The 17,760-nt window shown below is 40.5% G+C and carries 16 protein-coding genes; 2 read left to right on the top strand and 14 right to left on the bottom strand.

What is annotated here, in order from left to right; genetic code table 11:
- Positions 1–89: 89 nt before the first annotated feature.
- From ACWATA_RS18445 to ACWATA_RS18465, 5 genes are all read right to left on the bottom strand, one after another.
- On the bottom strand, positions 90–1,412 hold the full coding sequence (locus ACWATA_RS18445; RefSeq protein WP_228123060.1) for an MATE family efflux transporter: 1,323 nt from the start codon (positions 1,410–1,412) through the stop codon (positions 90–92).
- Between the two features lie 62 nt (positions 1,413–1,474).
- Positions 1,475–2,608 (bottom strand): DUF2087 domain-containing protein, encoded by a 1,134-nt coding sequence (locus ACWATA_RS18450; protein WP_473050031.1) that lies wholly within the window; start codon positions 2,606–2,608, stop codon positions 1,475–1,477.
- 106 nt (positions 2,609–2,714) lie between these two features.
- Complete coding sequence (locus tag ACWATA_RS18455) at positions 2,715–3,161, bottom strand: VOC family protein (protein ID WP_367071516.1); 447 nt, start codon at positions 3,159–3,161, stop codon at positions 2,715–2,717.
- 268 nt (positions 3,162–3,429) lie between these two features.
- A complete protein-coding gene (locus tag ACWATA_RS18460) occupies positions 3,430–4,293 on the bottom strand; it encodes a GRP family sugar transporter (RefSeq protein WP_050691765.1) in 864 nt (287 codons plus the stop codon).
- 460 nt (positions 4,294–4,753) lie between these two features.
- Complete coding sequence (locus ACWATA_RS18465) at positions 4,754–5,731, bottom strand: carbohydrate kinase family protein (protein ID WP_014461164.1); 978 nt, start codon at positions 5,729–5,731, stop codon at positions 4,754–4,756.
- Between the two features lie 455 nt (positions 5,732–6,186).
- On the opposite strand from ACWATA_RS18465, the gene ACWATA_RS18470 reads away from it, so the two are divergent.
- Positions 6,187–6,513, top strand: coding sequence for a cyclic-phosphate processing receiver domain-containing protein (locus tag ACWATA_RS18470; RefSeq protein ID WP_014461165.1), 327 nt, complete (start codon positions 6,187–6,189; stop codon positions 6,511–6,513).
- A 297-nt stretch (positions 6,514–6,810) separates the two neighbouring features.
- Here ACWATA_RS18470 and ACWATA_RS18475 read toward each other — a convergent pair whose 3' ends face one another.
- From ACWATA_RS18475 to ACWATA_RS18495, 5 genes are all read right to left on the bottom strand, one after another.
- Positions 6,811–7,005 carry a hypothetical protein gene (locus ACWATA_RS18475; protein WP_473050032.1) on the bottom strand — a complete coding sequence of 65 codons (195 nt, stop codon included), beginning with the start codon at positions 7,003–7,005 and terminating at the stop codon, positions 6,811–6,813.
- Between the two features lie 24 nt (positions 7,006–7,029).
- Positions 7,030–7,800 (bottom strand): uroporphyrinogen-III C-methyltransferase, encoded by a 771-nt coding sequence (gene cobA, locus ACWATA_RS18480; protein WP_473050034.1) that lies wholly within the window; start codon positions 7,798–7,800, stop codon positions 7,030–7,032.
- 71 nt (positions 7,801–7,871) lie between these two features.
- Positions 7,872–8,198 carry a nitrite reductase small subunit NirD gene (gene nirD, locus ACWATA_RS18485; protein WP_028414238.1) on the bottom strand — a complete coding sequence of 109 codons (327 nt, stop codon included), beginning with the start codon at positions 8,196–8,198 and terminating at the stop codon, positions 7,872–7,874.
- A gap of 18 nt (positions 8,199–8,216) precedes the next feature.
- Positions 8,217–10,631, bottom strand: a complete 2,415-nt coding sequence (gene nirB, locus ACWATA_RS18490; protein ID WP_473050035.1) for a nitrite reductase large subunit NirB — start codon at positions 10,629–10,631, stop codon at positions 8,217–8,219.
- Positions 10,632–11,341: 710 nt separating this feature from the next.
- Positions 11,342–12,088 carry an SGNH/GDSL hydrolase family protein gene (locus tag ACWATA_RS18495; RefSeq protein ID WP_473050036.1) on the bottom strand — a complete coding sequence of 249 codons (747 nt, stop codon included), beginning with the start codon at positions 12,086–12,088 and terminating at the stop codon, positions 11,342–11,344.
- 464 nt (positions 12,089–12,552) lie between these two features.
- On the opposite strand from ACWATA_RS18495, the gene ACWATA_RS18500 reads away from it, so the two are divergent.
- Positions 12,553–13,044, top strand: a complete 492-nt coding sequence (locus tag ACWATA_RS18500) for a sigma-70 family RNA polymerase sigma factor (protein WP_045293088.1) — start codon at positions 12,553–12,555, stop codon at positions 13,042–13,044.
- Positions 13,045–13,150: 106 nt separating this feature from the next.
- On the opposite strand, the gene ACWATA_RS18505 is transcribed toward ACWATA_RS18500, so the two are convergent.
- From ACWATA_RS18505 to garR, 4 genes are all read right to left on the bottom strand, one after another.
- The gene (locus tag ACWATA_RS18505; RefSeq protein ID WP_473050037.1) at positions 13,151–13,630 is read right to left on the bottom strand and encodes a competence protein ComK; all 480 of its coding nucleotides are present in this window, start codon (positions 13,628–13,630) and stop codon (positions 13,151–13,153) included.
- Between the two features lie 138 nt (positions 13,631–13,768).
- Positions 13,769–15,127 carry a GntT/GntP/DsdX family permease gene (locus tag ACWATA_RS18510; RefSeq protein WP_013055857.1) on the bottom strand — a complete coding sequence of 453 codons (1,359 nt, stop codon included), beginning with the start codon at positions 15,125–15,127 and terminating at the stop codon, positions 13,769–13,771.
- Positions 15,128–15,233: 106 nt separating this feature from the next.
- Positions 15,234–16,673 (bottom strand): four-carbon acid sugar kinase family protein, encoded by a 1,440-nt coding sequence (locus tag ACWATA_RS18515; RefSeq protein ID WP_473050038.1) that lies wholly within the window; start codon positions 16,671–16,673, stop codon positions 15,234–15,236.
- Entirely contained in the window at positions 16,670–17,572 is a 903-nt protein-coding gene (gene garR, locus ACWATA_RS18520; RefSeq protein ID WP_473050039.1) for a 2-hydroxy-3-oxopropionate reductase, read from the bottom strand. The genes ACWATA_RS18515 and garR overlap by 4 nt, the downstream gene beginning before the upstream one ends.
- Positions 17,573–17,760: the final 188 nt, after the last annotated feature.

Below are 17,760 nucleotides of genomic sequence, written 5' to 3' on the forward strand. Positions count from 1 at the left end.
TAAAAAGTTATATGCACTATCCTATTAAAACTCTTTGCTAAGGGTGTTTTAATTAGGAAAAATAAAAAACGAGCGTTTCCGCTCGTTTTTTATCCGACAAGACGTTCAATTTTCTTTTTCTTCCATACAAATTGATAATAGCTGTACTGCAGGATTAAGCTGACAACAAACGCCGCTGGATATCCAATCCAAATCCCTTTGATTTCAAGAGACGTAAACTGCGATAACACGTAGGCTACGGGTACTTCCACACACCAAATCGCCATAATGCTAAATACCGTAGGCCACAGCACCGTACCGCTTGCTCGCATCGTAGCGGTAATAATTTGCGCATGGCCGAAAATCAAATAGCTCCAAAGCGTTATCACTAACAGCTCTTCGGCAATATGGAGCGTGTGCTGATTTGTTAAAAACAGTGCTAATATTTGATTGGAAAAGAGATAAATAAGTAAAATCAACACGCTGCCAATAACGTAATTCAGCATAATTCCAGAGCGAATCACTTCTTTTAAACGCTCAAATTTATTGGCACCAATCGACTGCGCCGCAAAAATAGAAACCGCAATTCCTAAGCTGATTGCCGGCATTTGTACATAGCTTGCTACTTGGTTCACCGCTCCGTACGCCGCTGTAGCGTCTGAGCCAAATCCGTTTACAAACGTAATAACCGCAATTTCAGAAAGAGAAACTAAAATCATATTGATACTCGCGGGAATCCCTAAACGCATAAGCAGCTTTAACAGCGTTCCGTCCATTTTTAATGAAATAGAGGCGTCAAACTTTAACGGATGATTTTTCTTGCGTAAATAAATGATCATAATAATGAACGTTAATACGGTTGAAAACACCGTTGCGTATGCAGCGCCGTACACGCCAAGCTTTGGCACTCCGATCCATCCAAAAATTAAAATCGGAAGAAAAATGAGGTTTAAGACTGTACTCACAACTAAAAAGTAAAAAGGCGTTTTAGAGTCTCCGGTTCCGCGCATAAACGTCGTATAAACAAAGTATAAAAACAAAACAGGAATCGCCACAAACAAAATGCGCGCATAGTGAACCGTTACGTCAATAATATTAGCCGGCGTTCCCATAATCCGAAGAATCTCCGGAGCAAATATGCTTCCCAAAACAGCAAGCACAATTCCGACTAAAAAGGTAAACGTGAGCGTGGTACCGATAATTTCTTTCACTCGTTTTTCATTTTGTGCCCCGTACGCTTGCCCGATTAAAATGGAACTTCCTGACCCAATTCCAATCGAAAACGACACGAGCAGAAAAAACAGAGGAAAAAAAGCGGAAATAGCGGCTAACGCATCAACGCCAAGCGCTCTTCCGACAATAATACTTCCTGCCAGCTGCCCAACGGACTGCATGGCGTTACTTAACATGAGCGGAATCAAAAACACAAGCATCAGCTTACTGACGGATTTTTCTGATTCCACTACTTCATTTTTCACATCTTGATTCTTCACACCTATTTCTCCTTTGTATCAGCTTTCGGCGAATGATAGCCTTTTTCGCCGTAAGGCTGCAGCTTCTCTAACCATTTCGCTTCTAGTTTTAGCAAATCCTTTTTTGAAAGTGCTTTTTCTTCTTCTCTTTTAATCGTTTCCAGCATCTCAATTGCAAAAGCATCCGCACCATACGTATTCCACTCATCTTGAAGCTCTTTATTTTGATGAGTGTTCGTCTTTAACGTGAACTTTACGCCGTTTAACGTTTTGATATTAGGCGTAGAGCCAATGTAAATCTTATCGTTTTGAAGGTTTTTAATTTGATACACGCCGCCTTCTGTTTTTACTTCTTTCGCTAGCTGCTTCATTTGTTTTTTGTAGTCTTTCGAATCAGTACTCATCTCTGTCTCTCCTTTTCTCCAGTAGCTGCTTCCGTCTGCACTACGCTCTAAGAACCCGTACTCAATTAAATAGCGTCGCAGCACCGCATAGTCGTCATAAAAAGGTGTTAACCTATCATTTACTTCTTTTTCGGTATACGTTGCGCCAAACTCAAAATGCCCGCTTAATTCTTCAAGAACAACAAGACGGTGTTTTTCTTGCAAATGAAAAGTACGAAGCGGTCCGTTTAAACCTTGAGGAAAATTCTTCGCTAAAATCTTTTCACGCTCTTCATCACTGACGCTGTAGCGCTGACTTCTTTTAGGCGCCCTATTTGTTACGGGTACCGCCTTCTCTTCTTCCCCTTCATTTAACAGTTCCATCAGCGTTAAAAACACTTTTGCCTGACGCTCTTTTTTCTTTAATGTAAAGCGGTGATTCCGAATGGTGGATGAACTGCCGATTCCCATTTCTTTTTGAATATCACTATCACTTTTTCCTTCTTTAAAAAACTTCACTAAATTTTTTTGATGATCAGAAAGACCCGTTACCTCTTTATCTAGCTCTATTAAATGATGAAACACAGACCCGTGCTGCTGTTCAATATGAAGCTTCATATAGCGTTTTGCTTCATAAAAAACACCTTCCACCGGATAAATAATGCCTTTTTCAATACTTTCACCGCACAGTAAGCAGTGGTAGTGATCTTCGCTTTCCCCGTACCCTTTCTTCATATCTTCAAAAGATGATTCCCAAAACAAGTCGTTTACCATTTAAATAGACACCTTTCTATTTTGTTTATTAATTTATAAACAAATATATTATATGTTTATTATTATGTCAATCTTACGTTTATGATACACAAAAAAACAGCAGTTTTCACTGCTGTTTCATGTTCCATTCACTTAAATACGGAAAATCCTTAGATACGACAGGCTCATCATTCAAAAGCGTAATTAACTCCAAGCTGTTACCGTCAGGGTCATTAAAGTACACGCAAGCCGCCGGCATCCACGTATGAACAATTGGCTCTGTCTGCGGCTTTCCAAACGACGTTTCTTCAGGTTCAATACCTTTTGAACGCAGCCACGTTAACGCTTCATGAATATCTGCGGCTTCAATTCCAAAAGCAAAGTGACTTCTTTTCAACTCTTTTTCGTCTGTTTCCCAAAGACCAAGCATTTGCTTTTGTTCCCCAACAAAGAAAAAAGCACAGCGCCGCTCTTCAATTTTATGAACAAACGTCAGCCCAAGACGTCTATAAAACTCAATCGAATCCTCCAAATTCCGCACCTGCACATGCGTCTCATAAATACTCTTAATCATAGCCTCTCCCCCATCCTTTCCTACTACTATAAGCCATTTCACACCAAACAGCTTCCTAACAAAGAATGAAAAATCCTCAGTCTTAAGAACGAGAAACACTCACACAAACGTACTGCTTGGAAATCTCCAAGAGCACTATGGGTTTGACTTTGAATTTGACTTTAACTAAGGTTTTGAGGCTACCCCGCAAGGGGTGCCTCAAAACCTTAGGTCTAGAAAAACCCCCATGGCTGCACTTTAGCCATGGGGGTTTTTCTACATCGATATATTAAACGTGGGCTTTTGCGAGGCCTATGCAGATACCGCCTGAAATAATCAGTACACTCGCAAGAGATACATAAAACAATTGACGCTTCGTTTTCTTTTCTCCCAGGAAGACAATACCGCCAAAGATAGAAATAACGATACCCATTTGCGATAATGAAAAACTTGTTGCTACGCCTAGTCTTGATTGAGATAAGAATAAGAACATGTTTCCAGATGCCCAGATTAGACCTGGTAAGATATTACGAATCGTATATTTGTTAAATGGCTTATGTTTGTATGTAATGATTAAACCGCCAATTAACATACCAATTGCTTGCGGGAATAGTGCTGCCCATGCGTCTACGTTGAAAATACGTGCGATAACTACGTAAACTAAGAATCCAAGACTTGAAATGATAAGAGTGATAACTCCTTTTTTCGTTTGTCCTGGAGTCCCTTGTGCTCCTTCTTTTTTACCGTCTAATGAAGAAAGCACAACGCCTGCTAGTATTAAAAGAATTGCAATAGATCCAAGTACAATCGTTTGAAGCGTTGACCATTCTTTAAATACAATAACACCAAAAAGAGCTGTTGATACTAATTGCATACCCGTTGAAATCGGCATTGACTTTGAAACCCCAAGGTATGGAACACTTTTAAACTGATTGCTTTGACCTACTGACCAAAACAAACCTGAAACAATTCCGACAATAACAAGCGTTGGCGTTAACACCGGCTGAACAATCATAAACTGAACAAATGAAAGAATCAAAGCTCCAATAATTGTTCCAAGCGTTTGACTGTAAGGTCCACCGCCCATCTTCATACTAACTAAAATCATGCTTCCCCACGCAACGGAAGGAAGAACACCTAGCAAAATATCCATCTTTCTCTTAACCTACTTTCCTATTTCTAATCTATGTACATCGTATGTAACGACCTGCTGCTTTTCTTTTACCAAGGGCTAAGGACCAAGCACTCATACTCCCTCGAATATTCCCCCAAAGATCTACCTATGCGGATGCTGCCTACCCCGCAAGGGGGGCAGCAACCGCTTAGGTCTAGAACATTTAATAGGATCGCTCTTTAGTCCTATTAAATGTTCTACATCAATAAATATATAACGTTTTCATAAATGGTGGTAAAACTGCTATTTCCTGCTGCTCGTATTATACTAACACGAACATTTATTATTTAGCTAGAAATTTTTTTGATTATTTTTTAAAAACAGAAAAAATTTTTTTCTTCTTGCTCCGCAGCTCGCTTTTTCCTCTTATGTGATCTGCAATCAGCAGAAACGGACGCCTCTGCTGATTGAAAATAAGAAGAGATAAAGCCTTTTCATTTTAGTTAGCTACAGGCTTACAAAATTGCTCGACTACTTCTTTGGCTGGAATGGAACTGATCGCACCTTTTCCAGTTGTCGTTAAGGCACCGCTTGCATTTGCAAAACGTAAAATAGCATCGTGGTCAGAATCAAGAATAGCCGTTAAGTTTTCTTGTGACACGTCGCGGCTTAATAGCTGATAAAGGAATCCGCCAATAAACGCATCTCCTGCACCTGTTGTATCAACAACTGCTACTTTGTAACCGTTTGATTCATAGACAGCTTCTTTTGTATAAAGCGTTGCGCCTTCTGCACCTTTTGTGAACACAACTACTTGAACGTCACCTGTAAATAGAGACTGAATTGCTTGCTGTTCATCTTCAATGCCTGTGATAAACGCTAGCTCGTCGTCTGAAATTTTGACAATGTGCGCTTGAGGAATAAATTCTAAAATCGTTTGACGGCATAGCTCATGGTCTTTCCACAGTGGAAGACGTACATTTGGATCAAAGCTGATAACTCCACCTTTTTCTTTCATGCTTTTAATCGCTTTCATATGAGCGTATTTCATAGGACTTTCAACTAAATCAACCGAACAGAAATGAAGAAGATCGTTGCTTGCAAACCAATCAGGGTTAATTTCGTCTTCAGTTAGCAATAAATCTGCTGAAGGATTACGATAGAAGCTGAAATCTCTTTCTCCGTCTTCACGCAGGGAAACGAAAGCTAAAGCTGTGTTTGCTTCTTCTGTACGATAGACCATATCAGTACCTACTCCTACTTCACGAAGCGTATCTACTAGAAAGTCTCCAAACGCATCTTCTCCAACTTTTGTAATAAGCGCTGACTCATTACCGTATGTAGCAACAACTGCTGCAACGTTTGCCGGCGCTCCGCCTGGCACACGCGTAAACGATTCCACTTCTTTCAATTGAAGACCCTTTTGAGCTGGAATCATATCAATTAATACTTCACCGATACTAAATAACTTACCCATTCTATTCACCTTACTTTTCTTTTTTGTCATATTGTCATACTATGTTCCAAAAAATCCTTAAATCAAATTATACGTCCCAAACATCTTTTTCGTAAAGAGAAATTTCCAATTTATTTTAAAAAAATCGCAAATTATCGTTTTTTTCTCACAATCTTTTATTCATTAAACCTTTTCCATCCCTTGTCAAATCTGGGATTTAAATGACCTTGTTAAACAAAGATCACAGAATAAAAAAAGTTAATTTCCAGTTTAAACTGTTTATCTATTCACTTTTCGTTCGACATCTCTTTCCTTATTTCCTGTTTATTCGCCGTGAATATGCAAATAATGATAAAAATTCGTGTTTTTACCCCTATTTAAGAAGGAATAGCTTAAAACGTGTCGAATAGACTTAGGTAGGTATATGACATTATGTATGTTACACTAAATACAAGGCAAGGAAGGGAGAATCAGTCATGAAAATCAATGTTTTTCTAGACGACTATCGCAAATGCCCTGACGGTCATGTTTTAGCCGAAACGATTGACGAATGTATTGATCTTTTAAGATCATTCGATGTTGAACATTTGTCACTCGATCACGATTTACTCAGCAAGACACGGAATGGATTAATGCTCGTGCATTTTATGGTAAAACACCATTTATATGCCGATCGAATCACGATTCACTCCGCTAATCATTTAGGCAGCAAAGCAATGTACAACTGCTTTAAGGAAGCTCAAAAAGAGCATAAAATGCCAAACAACATTAAAATTCTAAGATGCCCTCTGCCTCTTCGATGATATCTGCACCCTCACACATTCATTTCAACAGAATCTGTTCGGATTCAATTCTCACAGACATCCTGTTTCTATAAAATGAAGAACAATACTGCTTGTTCGATACGTATAGATGTGAATACGCTTTAAGCAGTTTATATTATATAGAAGAAAACCGCTCTAAAATACCGTTATGATAGCTTTAAAAGCAGACTATATGGTACAAAGAGCGGTTTTTTTGCTATTTAGACAGTTTTGCAGAATCCAAATCAGCTGAGAGAGCAGCCGGCTGTTTTTTAACTTCTTTTAGCTGCCTAGCATTCACAAACCAGTAAATACGACCGGTAAAGAAGCAGAAGCTAAAGGCGCTCCTACCGATAGAGCTAATATAACGCCAAGTCCCACGTAAGCACCCGCTAGTACAGCTAACAGCAAATAACTCGGTAAATGATCATTCACAAGCTTCGTTTTTTCGCGGGCTAACTCATTCATTGACTGCAGTGAATTCTTAAACAAAAGCGTTTCCTCCTTTTATTCATACTAGACGCATACTTTTTCTTCTCTTTTTTCCAAAAACCACGAAAGAACAGAAGCTTGCTTCACCACTTCACCAATCACAATCATCGCGGGATTGCTCACTTGCTGCTCAGCAGCCGTATCTACAATTGTGCCAAGCGTGCCTGTAACCGTGCGCTGATAAACCGACGTGCCTTGTTCAATAAGAGCGACCGGCGTATTCGCGCTTTTCCCCGCTTCTAAAAGCTGACGGCAAATATAAGGCAAGTTTTTAACGCCCATATAAATCGCAAGCGTATCAACTCCTTTTGCTAAATGCTCCCAGCGAATACTTTCCGGCTTGCCGCTCAAGCAGTGTCCCGTCACAACCGCAAACGAACGGCTGAGCTCCCGATGCGTCACAGGAATTCCAGCATAGGCCGGTGCCGCTATGCCTGCTGTAATTCCTGGAACGACTTCAAACGAAATTCCGTTTTGAACGAGTACTTCTGCCTCTTCTCCGCCTCTTCCGAAAATAAACGGATCTCCGCCTTTTAACCGAACGACGGTGTTTCCTTTTCTTGCGTAGCATACAAGCAAATCATGAATATCATCTTGAGAAACGCAGTGATCACCGGGCTTTTTCCCGCAGTAGACGAGTTCGGCCCCTTCTTTTGCATACTGAAGAAGAACAGGGTTCACTAGTCGGTCATATAAAATAACATCTGCTTTTTCTAAACACTTTGCTGCTTTTATCGTTAGCAAATCTGGATCTCCTGGTCCGGCTCCTACAATGTACACTTTTCCTGTTCTCATTTTTGCTTCGCTCCTTTTAGTGTGTCCCCTTGAATTTTTGTGGCGCGTTGAAAATCAACGCGCCACGTTACTTATTCTTCAATTAAAAGATACAGCAAATCTCCTTCAACAGACGCTTCGTACGTGTCTACACATCCGCTATCAGGCTCTTGTACGTTACCGTCATGCAAGCAAATTTTCCAGTCGTGCATCGGACAGAACACCGAGTCGCCGCTCACGATTCCTTCACTTAGCACCCCGCCTTTATGCGGACAGCGATTTTCAATTGCCCGTACTTTTCCGCTTGATAGCTTAAACACCGCAATTTCTTTTCCGTTTACTTTTACTGTTTTACCCAGGCTTACTGGAAAATCATGAATAGACCCTACGCATACTTTTGTAATGTTTTTATTCACCATCTTTATTTCCCCCCAGCTTTATGATGTGACAACTGTCTCGAACAGCTCTTTTTTCGTCTTTTTGCTTTCGACGATTTCTTTCCAAGGATCACGGTACGTAGATAACGCTTCGTCCATACGCATATTCAGCTCTCTTCTCGTCTCAGCGTCATCAAGCACTGACTGAATGTGCGAAAGTCCCATGCGCTCAATCCATGCAGACGTACGCTCTAAGTAATTAGCTGTTTCTCGGTAATACTGTAAATACGCTCCTGTGATGTCCATCAATTCTTTGTCAGTTTTTACTTTATACAACAAATCTCCGCCGCGAAGATGCGTACCTCCATTTCCGCCCACGTAAATTTCCCAGCCGCCGTCAATTCCAATAAAGCCAATATCTTTAATACCTGACTCAGCACAGCTTCTTGGACAAGCGGATACAGCCATTTTCACTTTATGAGGCGTCCATAGTCCTTCAAATTTTTTCTCAAGCGCAATGCCAACGCCCATTGAATCCTGCGTGCCAAAGCGGCAAAACTGTTCGCCGACGCATGTTTTCACCGTCCGTAGCGACTTACCATACGCGTAGCCAGAAGGCATATCTAACTCTTCCCATACGCTAGGCAAATCTTCTTTTTTAACACCAAACAAATCAAGACGCTGACCACCCGTCACTTTTACAAGTGGAATTTCATATTTATCAACAACGTCTGCAATTTTTCGTAAATCTTCTGCGTTTGTGACGCCTCCGTACATGCGAGGAACAACAGAGTACGTGCCGTCTTTTTGAATATTTGCGTGCATGCGTTCATTCACAAATCGTGATTCGCGTTCATCAACGTATCCGGTCGGATTCACCATACCTAAATAATAATTCAGCGCCGGGCGGCATTTCGAACAGCCTTCTTCATTGTTCCAGCCGAGTACATTCATCACTTCACGCGTATGCGAAAGGCCTTTTGCTTTGATTTCTTCGACAACTTCATCTCGTGACAAAGTCGTACAGCCGCAAATCGCTTCTTTTTGTGCCGCTGCGTCAAAGTCAGCGCCAAGCGTATGCTGAAGCACTTCCGCTACAAGCGGTTTACAGCCGCCGCAAGAACGAGACGCACTTGTACAAGCTTTGATTTCATCAACCGATGAGCATCCTTGTTTTTGGATAGCTTCCACAATCGTACCTTTTGTTACGCCGTTACAGCCGCAAATAATATCATCCGCGCTCATGCTTGCTACTAAGCTTTCACCCGCGTTACCGCCAGACGGCTGTAAAATCGACACTTTTGCGACATCCGATACATCTTCTTGCTTTTGAATCATTGAAAACAGTCGATTTCCGTCGCTGCTGTCTCCAAAAAGAACGGCTCCTACGATTTGATTGCCTCGCAAAACAAGCTTTTTATAAATGCCGTCTTGTTCATCGAACACTTTGATCGCTTTTTTCTCTTCATCTTCCGTGAAGTCTCCTGCTGAAAATACTTCAACACCTGATACTTTTAGCTGCGTGGATAAAACTGATCCTTCATAAGGCACTTTTTCTGCCCCGCAAATCGCTTTGGCTAATGCTTTTCCTTGTTCATACAAAGGTGCCACTAATCCGTATACCATTCCTCTATGCTCTGCACACTCTCCAACCGCGTAGATGTTTGGAATATCCGTTTGCATATAGTCATTCACGACAATTCCTCGATTTACGGTAAGTCCCGCTTCTTTTGCAAGCTGAACATTTGGCTTAATTCCAACGGCCATCACGACTAAATCAGCATCTAAAAACGTACCGTCTTTGAAAGATAATCCTTCAACTCGCTCATCGCCGACGATTTCCGCCGTTTGTTTTTCAAGCAAAAACTTCATGCCTTGTTTTTCTAATTCATTTTGAAGCAAATTTCCAGCTGTTGGATCAAGCTGGCGTTCCATTAAATACGGAGCTAAATGAATCACAGATACGTCCATTCCTAGATTTAACAGTCCGCGCGCTGCTTCTAATCCAAGCAGTCCGCCTCCAATAACCGCTGCTTTTTTATACTGCTGAGATGCCTGCAGCATTTCATCCGTGTCTTTTATATCTCGAAAAGCCGTAACTCCTTTTTTATCTGATCCTGGAATCGGAAGAATAAAAGGAAGAGAGCCCGTTGCTAAAATTAATTCATCATATGATTCTACTCTGCCGCTGTTTGTCGCTACTTCTTTTTTTACTGAATCGATACTAGTAACCGTTTCGCCCGTATACAATGTAATATTGTTTTCTTGATACCAGTTCCAATCGTTTAGCGTAATGTCTTCAACATTCGTATCTCCTTGCAGCACTTTTGATAGTAAAATACGATTATAGTTCGGATGCGGCTCGCTTCCGAAAATCGTAATCTCAAACGCTTCACTTGAAACCTTCAATACTTCTTCAATCGCTCGAACTCCAGCCATTCCATTTCCAATCAATACGAGTTTCTTTTTTTGCATCTTCCATTCCTCCCCTGGCGTCTATACCTGCTTGTTTAAAAGATATATTTTCTATGCATCTTTAAAGATACATTTAAGATATATGAATTTTCTGAATCGTTCAACTTATGTGTTAGGTTATCTAACACTGTTATGATATGTATGCGATTCCATTGCTTTAACAGCAAGCAAAAAAAATAAGTGCTCTAATTACGTTTTAATTTGGATCATCCTTTGCATTTTATTTTGTGATGTTTTTCACAACGTTAATGTAACAAGAATAAATAACCTGAGCTATGATAAAAATCACTTCTATAAAAAATGAGCGATAGTTTGATAGTCTTGTTCTAAAGACTTGAGTTAGTATCTTGTGATCTACCTTTTATCAGCATATAAATCGACTATTGCGGCTACTGCAGATCAAACACTTCTAAATATTCATTCCAAAAAATTCTTTATAAAGAATTTTTTAGATAAACTGTTCTCTATAGTATTTACTATCCCTCTTAAGTTCTTTATAATGAATTAATATAAACTCTATAAAGAACAGGATGAGGAATCGTAATGCCACTCGTAAACATCAAAAAGGTTTGGACTCCTTTAGAGATTTTTGGTTTTAAACTTTATAAGTGTAGAGATACAAAAAGCTACTACTATAAAACGAGGAAAAGTCATAATCTTATAAAACTATAAAAAACAAGCCCTCTTTCTTTTGAAAGAGGGCTTGTTTTTTATTCTCCTGTAAACCAATTCACAACATATTCTCCCCACACTTCATTTCCTTTTTTAGTTAAATTCCCGCTGTCTTTATTGATATACTCTCCTAAATGAAACGGCCAAATGAGCGAGTGATTCATATAATATACCCAGTTTGCTTCAGATACTCCCCTGATCGCTTCTACCCCTTCTTCATAGGACTCGGTTTGTGAAATATATGGCTGTGAAGGCTGAACCATAAGGGTCTTTTTCAAGTCTTTGAGCTGATGAATTAGCTTGTCTGTATTTTCAAGCGTCTCATCTAGCGTAAGGTGCTGATAATCATTTTTAAGAGGTGCTTCAAACAGAATAATGTTTGGCTGAAGTTGATCAATTTGATCGGCAATATGTGAGGATAAAAGCTCATCGGTTGTCCCGTTACCATATGAAAGTGTTTTGACCGTAAATACATCACGTCCATATGTAGCTGCTAGCTCTTTTTTTAACTGCTGTGGCCAGCCTGCTTCCTTCGCGGATGTGGCAAGCACAAGAGTCAGAGGCTTTTTATTTGCGATAGATGACTGGATTTGCTTTGTGATAAAGTCTGGAAGATTTTTTGTATAAGCAGATACATCCGAAAACTGTTTTTCTTTATGTACAACAGCCGACTTCACTTCACTTGCCTGCGCTTCCGTTTGCTCCTGCCAGTGCTGCGTCCCCGCATACATCACCGCCCCGCACAAAACAGCCGCCGCCACATTTACCCCAACCATCGCCTTCATTCAATCTCCCCTTTACCCACTTTTTAAAAACCTACTATATTCTGCCCACCCAACTTACATTCAATAGAAAGCACAAAAGGACAACCACAAAAATACTTCACTGAATTTGCCCAAAAAGGTTCACATATGCGGCAGGCGCAAACCCGCAAGGGAGGGTGACTGCCGCTTAGGTCTAGCAACTCTACCATCACCGCTCTTCCGTGATGGTAGAGTTGCTACATCGATATATAAATAGTATAGATTAGTAGAATTTGGAATGGAGGACCTTTCGTACGTAAAATCTCTACAAATACACGTATACTTCGCATATTTCCTAGCGAAACGTGAAGTTTCCGGGGAAATTACGTCACGTTTCTTAAAAAGAAAACATAATGTACGCTCATTCGCACATGTGATCTTCCCCTTGTACAGTAAAGATACCGGCGGAATACAGCAAAAGCGCGTTTTTGAAAAAGGAATGCTACATGCAAAAAAGCTCGTTTGATCAAATCGCTTCATCTTTTCATCCATTAATTGTATCGATGATTAAAAAGTTTCACATTTACAAAGACTACGACGAATATTATCAAATTGCGTTAATTGGTTTATGGAGAGCGTATCAAAAATTTGACGAAAGCAAAGGCTCTTTTTCCGCTTATGCCTACACAACTGTGCGCGGTACGATTCTTTCTCATTTAAAAGGCACCATTTTATACGAAGAACGGGAAACACCAGCTGAGCAGAACCTACTTTCACTAAACGAAGATCACGCTCTTCCCGTTCCCCTAGAAAGTGAAATCATCAAGCAGCATATCGAACATTTAACGGGAAGAGAAAAAATCTATGTACTCGAACATCTGTTAGAAGGCTACTCGTATAAAGATATTGCCTACAAATACGGAGTCTCCACGGGAGCCGTTAAAAACTGGGGAAAAGCAGCCCGCAAAAAGCTAAAGGCCTCGCTTCTTCAGGAATAAGAAAAGGAGGAAGCTTATTTTAAGCTTCCTCCTTTAGTACATATGTGTAGTCCCATGCAACCGATTGTTCATATGTAGGACAAGTTCGTTTGATAAATCGAACGCACTACGCTAAAAAAAGCGGACTTTCTAAACAATAATTACGAATAACAGCTGCTCTGGCCAGCTTTTTTTCTAAACTATAATAAGAGAGTTTCACTGGAATGAACGTTCCGTCTTTGAAGTGAATCAGCATGGAGGTTGAATTAACTGTAGCAAGCGTATGTGAAGTATGAACGTGAGAGGAGAAAATCCAAGCGCAGCTGTAGTCATTGGGCGAAGATGTAGGAAACGCAATAATCGCTTGTGAACGACTAATGACAAGAGGTGTAAGCTGTTTATAGGGAAATAGTTTTCGAACAGCGGCAATGGATCCTTTAAATGTACTTAACTCTCGAATACACGCTTCTTCTAATAATTGCTTACACGTCTTTCTTAGCATGTATTCTCCTGCTTCATCCAGCACCTTTGTGCAGTGTATAGGGTCGTTCACTGGAATCAATGCTTTTGTCGTCAAACCAACTTGATAGTTTTCATCATTTGTCATACATCTACCCCTTTCTCTATTGTATTACTATTCTACACTATCGAAATAGGGAAAATCTAGTATTTTTTCTTAATATTTAAAACATTTTGATTATATTTGTATCCAAATAAAAAAGCGCTGAAACCAGCGCTTTTTCTCTTAGATAAAAATGTCTAAAATAAGAACCATTGCAAAAGCCGCAAATGATAGAATCGTTTCCATCACTGTCCACGTTTTTAACGTTTGAGCCACTGACATGTTGAAGAATTCTTTGATTAACCAGAAGCCAGAATCATTTACGTGTGATAGCATCACAGAACCTGCCCCTGTTGCTAGTACTAGCAGCTCCGGGCTTACGTTTGGCATCGTTGCTGCAATTGGTGCGACAATACCTGCTGCTGTGGTCATGGCTACTGTTGCTGAACCAACTGCTGCACGAATTAAGCCTGCAATCACAAACGCTAGCACGATAGGAGAAAGATGTGCATCTTGAGCAAATCCTGCAATCGCATCACCTACACCGCTTGCTGTTAAAATTTTATTAAAACCGCCGCCTGCACCGATGATTAAAATGATCGAAGCAACGGGTCCAAGACATTCATTTGTGAATTTTAATAGATCGTCTTTGTTGTATCCTCTTGCAAAACCGAACGAATAAAAAGCAAACACTAGCGAAATTAACAGCGCTACGATTGGACTTCCGATAAAGTTTGTTACATAGCGAATCGTACTTGTTTCTGGATAAACAAACCCAGTGATCGTTGCTAAAAGCATTAATAGTACTGGAAGTAAAATCGTGAATAACGTAATGCCGAAACCAGGAAGATCTTTATGCTTCGACTCTGTGAACTGCTCCATAATTTCACCCGTTGGCTCTACGTGAACGCGGCGTGAAATGAACGATCCATAAATAGGACCTGCCACTGCTGCAGCTGGGAATGCCACAACTAGTGAATACAAAATCGTTTTACCTAAATCTGCTTTAAAGATATCCACCGCTAGCATCGCTGCCGGATGTGGAGGTACTAAACTGTGAACAACGGCTAAACCGGCAATTAATGATAAACCAATTTTAATAAGTGACGTACCCGTATGCTTGGCAATTACAAACACAAGCGGAATTAATAATACAACACCAACTTGGAAAAAGACCGGGATCCCGCAAATAACGGCTACAACCATCATTGCCCAGTGTACGTTCTTTTCACCGAATACTTTAATTAACGTGCGGGCAATACGCTCAGCTCCGCCTGACTCTGCCATCATTTTACCTAACATCGTTCCAAGACCAAGAACAATCGCGATAAACCCTAAGACGCTCGCTACGCCTTCTTGGAAAGCCGTTACGATATCAGGCAGCTTCATTCCTGAAATAAGACCCATAAACAAAGCCGCAACAATCAGCGCTACGAACGGATTTGTTTTAAACTTAGCAATTAAAAAGATAAGTCCGACAATCGATACAATCGCATACAGCAAAAGACTTGCTTCATGACTTAATCCGAATACTGAATTCATATGTTCATCCCCTTAGTGTGACCATTTTTCATGTACGTACATCCAAATAATGTATACGCTTTCAAATATTTTTTAAAGTGAACGCACACCGTACGTTCACTTCTTTCTATTTACTTAGTAATTCAACTGTTTCACGAAGCGTTGTTTTGGCTCCGACGTTTCCAGGGAAAATGATGTACGCAATGCCCGGAAACTTGCTTTCCTCTCCCGTTACCCATACCGGAATGCCAGGCTTGATTTGTCCAGCTACCGTCGCACGCTTTACAGATAAGCCGTTTACGCCAATATCGCTTGATGTAATGCCGCCTTTTGCGACGATAAAGTTTGGACGAATGTTCAAGCGGCGAACAATGCTTGTAACCGCATCTGAAATTTTTACCGATAATTTAAGCTCTTCTTCTTTTTTGCCTTCGCCAAGATCTAAGCGCTCGCGTCTTGTATAGACGGCTACCGTTTGACCTTGTGAAATAAGCTTCTCTGCTTCATTGATAATACGATTCACTTCTTCTTCAAACTTTTCAGGTTCTAAGACAAGATGACAATCAAATTCAATAAATTCAATGAAGCTGCATTTCTTTAATTCTTCTAACTGCTCCGTTGTTTTTTTAACGTGCGAGCCAACCATAATTAATCCGCCGTTTGACGACTTTTCTTTAATGAGCTCTTCTTTTGTTAAAAGGTCTTTATCGCTCACGCCGCCCATCACTTTTGTTAGAGCCGCAGCGCTTCGATACATAAAGTGCTTTCCAAGCTTCATCGCGCGAAGAAGCGCAATCGTCACAACTTTCACGTCTACATAATCCACTGCGTTCACAATCACTTTGTTAAAGTCTTTCACTTCCATTAACTGATTTGTAATCGTTACTAAATCAAGTGCACGAATGCTCGTGAGCGAAATATACGTCGTATGACTTGCTTTAAATTTTCCTTCTGACTTTTCTTCCACCCACTCGCCTAAATGAGACTTACTGTAGCCAAACGTACGGTCTTTTGCAAACTCCGTTTCTCCTGCCGGCACTAAGTAATCTTCATCCTGCACGTAGTGAATGTTATCAACTGTGAATCGTCCGCCTTCTTTAAAGAAAGGAAAGATCACTTCACCGTCGAGCACTTGATTTGAGTGCTGTTCAACCGTTTTCTTTAATACTTCCGTTTCTAACGGATAGTGACCGCGAAGAGTTGAATCACCTCTGCTGATAATTAAAAACTCTTTATTTACTTCAGCCGCTACCTCTGTAATAACGGCGGCAATGTCCGCGTGCGCTTTTTCCGTTTCAGAAGCGGTGAATCCGCGTGAATTTGTTAGAATAAAAAACATGGAGTTTTCTTCTAAAAACCCTTGCTTGATGCTGTCTTTGCTCCAGTCTGTATAAACGGAAATGCCGTTAACCGTTTGAACACCCGTTGGATCGTCATCCAGTACGATGATTTTTTGATTAAACGTCAGCAGCTCTTCGTCGAGCATTTTTTGTACAAGTGCCTCATCGACCGCTGGAATGTCTTTAAACACATCGCTTACAAGGCGTTTTTCTTGTTGTTTAATCATGCTTCCACCTTCTTTTTCACTTCAACGTTTGCTAATTTTTCATAGTACTGTACAATTCCGCCGTGATCATCGCTTGCTTTTCCGTCTACTTTTAACGCGTGGAAAATTTCCACAAGCTGACTTGAAAGCGGAAGCGGTACGCCAATGTCATGAGCCGTTTCCATCACGTTTGTCATATCTTTTAAGTTAATATCAATGCGTCCGCCTGCTACAAAGTTGCGGTCTAAAATCAGCGGTACCTTTGCATCTAATACAGCGCTTCCTGCTAATCCGCCGCGAATCGCTTGATACATTTTTTCAACGTCAATGCCTGCTTTGGCTGCTAGTACAAGTGCTTCAGACATCGCTGCAATGTTTAAGTTTACAATCACTTGGTTCGCAAGCTTAGCCGTTACGCCGCTTCCGTTGTCTCCAACAAGCGTTATTTCTGCTCCCATCGCATGAAGAATAGGTGAAACGCTTTCAAAGATGTGCTCATTTCCTCCGACCATAATTGCAAGCGTGCCGTCAATTGCTTTTGGCTCTCCGCCGCTAACCGGAGCGTCTAGCATGTGAATTCCTTTTTGTGCAAGCTCAGCCGCAATTTCTTTTGATGCTACCGGCGAAATAGAGCTCATATCGATGATAACGCTTCCTTCTTTGGCGCTATGAATTAACCCTTCTTCTCCAAGCACTACGCTTTTTACATGATGTGAAGCCGGAAGCATCGTGATCATCACTTCGCTGTTCACTGCAACTTCAGCAAGGCTTTCTGCTCCAAATCCTCCTGCTGCTTTCACTTCTTCCACTGCTGCTTTATTAATATCGTAAACCGCTACCTCAAAGCCTGCTTTTAATAAATTGAGTGTCATCGGTTTTCCCATAATTCCAAGTCCAATAAATCCAACGCGTTTTGTCATTTTCGTTTCCTCCCCTTGTTGTATACGTTTTCAAATACGTTTTAAAAAAGAATGTATACGTTAAAATATTTTTTGTATACATTTCTGATAATTTTGTATACACTCATCATATTCGCATTCTATTTATTTGTCTAGCCTTTTTTTAAATGAAATTTATTTCCAAAACCGAAACTTTCCGTCCCACCTTT

Source organism: Priestia sp. USM5 (assembly GCF_058323215.1).

What these genes read in the sequence shown, in the direction of transcription:
- nirD (WP_028414238.1), bottom strand. Translation starts at nt 8,198, where the DNA reads ATGGTGAATAAAAACATTACAAAAGTATGCGTAGGGTCTATTCATGAT.
- ACWATA_RS18465 (WP_014461164.1), bottom strand. Translation starts at nt 5,731, where the DNA reads ATGGGTAAGTTATTTAGTATCGGTGAAGTATTAATTGATATGATTCCA.
- garR (WP_473050039.1), bottom strand. Translation starts at nt 17,572, where the DNA reads ATGACAAAACGCGTTGGATTTATTGGACTTGGAATTATGGGAAAACCG.
- ACWATA_RS18505 (WP_473050037.1), bottom strand. Translation starts at nt 13,630, where the DNA reads ATGACAAATGATGAAAACTATCAAGTTGGTTTGACGACAAAAGCATTG.
- ACWATA_RS18470 (WP_014461165.1), top strand. Translation starts at nt 6,187, where the DNA reads ATGAAAATCAATGTTTTTCTAGACGACTATCGCAAATGCCCTGACGGT.
- ACWATA_RS18500 (WP_045293088.1), top strand. Translation starts at nt 12,553, where the DNA reads ATGCAAAAAAGCTCGTTTGATCAAATCGCTTCATCTTTTCATCCATTA.
- ACWATA_RS18450 (WP_473050031.1), bottom strand. Translation starts at nt 2,608, where the DNA reads ATGGTAAACGACTTGTTTTGGGAATCATCTTTTGAAGATATGAAGAAA.
- cobA (WP_473050034.1), bottom strand. Translation starts at nt 7,800, where the DNA reads ATGAGAACAGGAAAAGTGTACATTGTAGGAGCCGGACCAGGAGATCCA.
- nirB (WP_473050035.1), bottom strand. Translation starts at nt 10,631, where the DNA reads ATGCAAAAAAAGAAACTCGTATTGATTGGAAATGGAATGGCTGGAGTT.
- ACWATA_RS18495 (WP_473050036.1), bottom strand. Translation starts at nt 12,088, where the DNA reads ATGAAGGCGATGGTTGGGGTAAATGTGGCGGCGGCTGTTTTGTGCGGG.
- ACWATA_RS18515 (WP_473050038.1), bottom strand. Translation starts at nt 16,673, where the DNA reads ATGATTAAACAACAAGAAAAACGCCTTGTAAGCGATGTGTTTAAAGAC.
- ACWATA_RS18445 (WP_228123060.1), bottom strand. Translation starts at nt 1,412, where the DNA reads ATGCTTGTGTTTTTGATTCCGCTCATGTTAAGTAACGCCATGCAGTCC.
- ACWATA_RS18510 (WP_013055857.1), bottom strand. Translation starts at nt 15,127, where the DNA reads ATGAATTCAGTATTCGGATTAAGTCATGAAGCAAGTCTTTTGCTGTAT.
- ACWATA_RS18460 (WP_050691765.1), bottom strand. Translation starts at nt 4,293, where the DNA reads ATGGATATTTTGCTAGGTGTTCTTCCTTCCGTTGCGTGGGGAAGCATG.
- ACWATA_RS18455 (WP_367071516.1), bottom strand. Translation starts at nt 3,161, where the DNA reads ATGATTAAGAGTATTTATGAGACGCATGTGCAGGTGCGGAATTTGGAG.